The organism is Marinobacter sp. L-80 (genome assembly GCF_056859395.1).
On sequence record NZ_JBSXOI010000063.1, the window covers coordinates 1 to 2,345 of the forward strand.

Annotated in this window: 2 protein-coding genes and 1 pseudogene; 1 reads left to right on the forward strand and 2 read right to left on the reverse strand. The window is 51.3% G+C overall.

The annotated features are described in order from the left end of the window. Nucleotides 1-139: 139 nt before the first annotated feature. A pseudogene (locus tag AC13E3_RS09945) lies at nucleotides 140-334 on the reverse strand (integrase); the annotation flags it as partial. Between the two features lie 214 nt (nucleotides 335-548). Then, complete coding sequence (locus tag AC13E3_RS09950; protein WP_092032352.1) at nucleotides 549-920, reverse strand: hypothetical protein; 372 nt, start codon at nucleotides 918-920, stop codon at nucleotides 549-551. 58 nt (nucleotides 921-978) lie between these two features. On the opposite strand from AC13E3_RS09950, the gene AC13E3_RS09955 reads away from it, so the two are divergent. Then, nucleotides 979-2,111 (forward strand): IS3 family transposase gene (locus tag AC13E3_RS09955; protein WP_092032359.1). Its coding sequence is split into 2 segments (ribosomal slippage): nucleotides 979-1,237 and nucleotides 1,237-2,111, totalling 1,134 coding nucleotides; the frame shifts between segments, so codons are not numbered across the junction. The last annotated feature ends 234 nt before the right edge of the window (nucleotides 2,112-2,345 follow it).

A 2,345-nucleotide genomic window follows, 5' to 3' on the forward strand; every position in this document is an offset into this window, starting at 1 on the left:
CCACCATGTGCTGGAACGAATTGCTAAGGCCGACACGCTGGAGAAGCTTGAAGCCTTGCTGCCCTGGAATGCCGAGTTGTTGGCTTTGAAAAAAGTGGCTCAATACGATTAGGGCAAGTGGGTCGATTTAACGGCGCTTACGAACCAATAGCTTTACCAGATCGCAGGATCGGAGTTTGCAGTCAATTGCCATGTTGAACATCGCCAGTTCGCGGATGTTCTTTGCTATCTCTAACCGAATACGGATAGCCCATATTTGTTCGAGTTTGAGCGGCAGCTTCTGGCCGACGAGCTTCCCTTTGTTCCAGGGAACTTTGCTGGTAGGAAACGTCATGACGTGGCCCTCTTCGGAGGGTAAGGGTCTTTAAGTATGGTTCAGAAAATTGTTCCCTGCTGGCCAGCCTGGTCGCAAAGCGAACATTCAGATTTTGGAATAACGCGGCGTTCACCGGCTAGTCCGGTGCAACGCTTCGTTATGGCCCATTACGCAAAAATACCAAAACATTACTGAACATCCTCTTGCACTATATTTGGTTGCAAAAAGTCGATTACTTTGTTTTAGGCATTAGGTTGGTTCCGCCGCGTTCATCAATCTTTTGGAATCGAGCGTTGATACCCTCGAACAGTTTTTCAAACTGGATTGCCGTTTCTTCGGATAAAACCGCTTTCACATCGTTCGACATCTTAGTAAGTAATAGGCGCGTAGGTCTGGTTTTGTGAAACTCGATTCCTATGTCAGCTAGGGCCAACTCAACCCGCTTGGCTATTCGGGGTATGTTGTCGTTTAACACCAGCTTTTTACCTTTCAGCTCCTTCGCGTAACTCTCTCGCACAAGTGCTTCATAAATTTTAGTATCCAGTAAGTCTTCAATGTCAGCTTCACCCGGAGGGTTTCCATTGAAAGCTTCTGTGACCTGCACCCAACTTTCTAATCCATCGTGATCTTAGTAATGTTCATCACCAGAGAGGACGATGAACATGAAAAAGCGATTCACCGAAGAACAGATCATTCCCATTCTAAAGGAAGCCGAGGCTGGCTTACCGGTCAAAGAGCTGTGCCGGAAGTACAACATCTCGGACGCGACCTTTTACACCTGGCGCAAGAAGTATGGCGGCCTGGAAGTCTCTGAAGCCCGTCGCCTGAAGGCGCTGGAGGAAGAGAATGCCCGGCTAAAGAAATTGCTGGCCGAGTCTATGCTCGACACCGAAGCTCTGAAGGCCGCCCTCAACCGAAAGTACTGACCGTCGGGAACAAGCGCGAGGCTGTGCGCACCATGCTGTCGGAGACGACGATATCCGAGCGCAAAGCCTGTTCACTCGTCGGGTTATCCCGCGCAACGATGCGGTATCAGTCTCAACGCTCGCCAGAGGAGCGTGATCTGACAGAACGCATCAAAGCCATTGCGTTCGAACGTCGCCGGTTCGGGTACCGGCGTGTTCATCAGTTGCTGCGTCGTGAGGGTGCTGAGGTGAATCACAAGAAGGTTTATCGACTTTACCGGGAAGCAGGCTTGGCCGTCCGCAAACGCAAGCGCCGTAAAGGGGTGATGGTCGAACGGCAGCCCTTGGTGCTGCCCGATGCGCCGAATCATACCTGGTCTATGGATTTCGTCATGGATTCCTTGGCCAACGGGCGCAGGATCAAATGCCTGACGATCGTGGATGATTTCACCAAGGAATGCCTCGACATTCCCGTTGCTATGGGAATCTCAGGCGAACAGGTGGTCCGCACCCTGGATGGCATAGCGGCCTTCAGAGGCTATCCAAAGGCCGTCAGAACCGATCAGGGGCCGGAATTTACTGGCAGAGCATTGGATCAATGGGCTTACCATCGTGGCGTTGAGCTGAAGCTGATCCAGCCTGGAAAGCCGATGCAGAATGGTTACGTCGAAAGCTTTAACGGAAAATTCCGGGATGAGTGTCTGAATGAACATTGGTTCCGGGATCTTGCTCATGCCCGCGAAAAGATCAGCAACTGGCGCTTGGACTACAATGAGCGGCGACCGCATTCCTCCTTGGGGTATCAGACACCCCTGGAGTTTGCCTCCGCTCTCCGACTTGGAAAAACTGATTCAAAAGTAACGGACATTACTAGGGAGCTGTTGGATTAAAGACTGGGTGCAGGTCAGGGCGTTTTGAAATCCGAGAGAGGTACTCGTAAAAGATGTCATCTTGGCAAAGCTTGTAGCCTCGGGCCCAAGTCAGAGCCTGTAAATAAATCTGTGTAACTGCCCACCCCATTACAGGTGGCCGTCCAGGCGGTCACCGAATTCGATAATAAAGCGATTCAATGCCGGCTTCCAATCACGGATCGGCATGGTCCATTTCTTTGAGGCCTGTTGGAT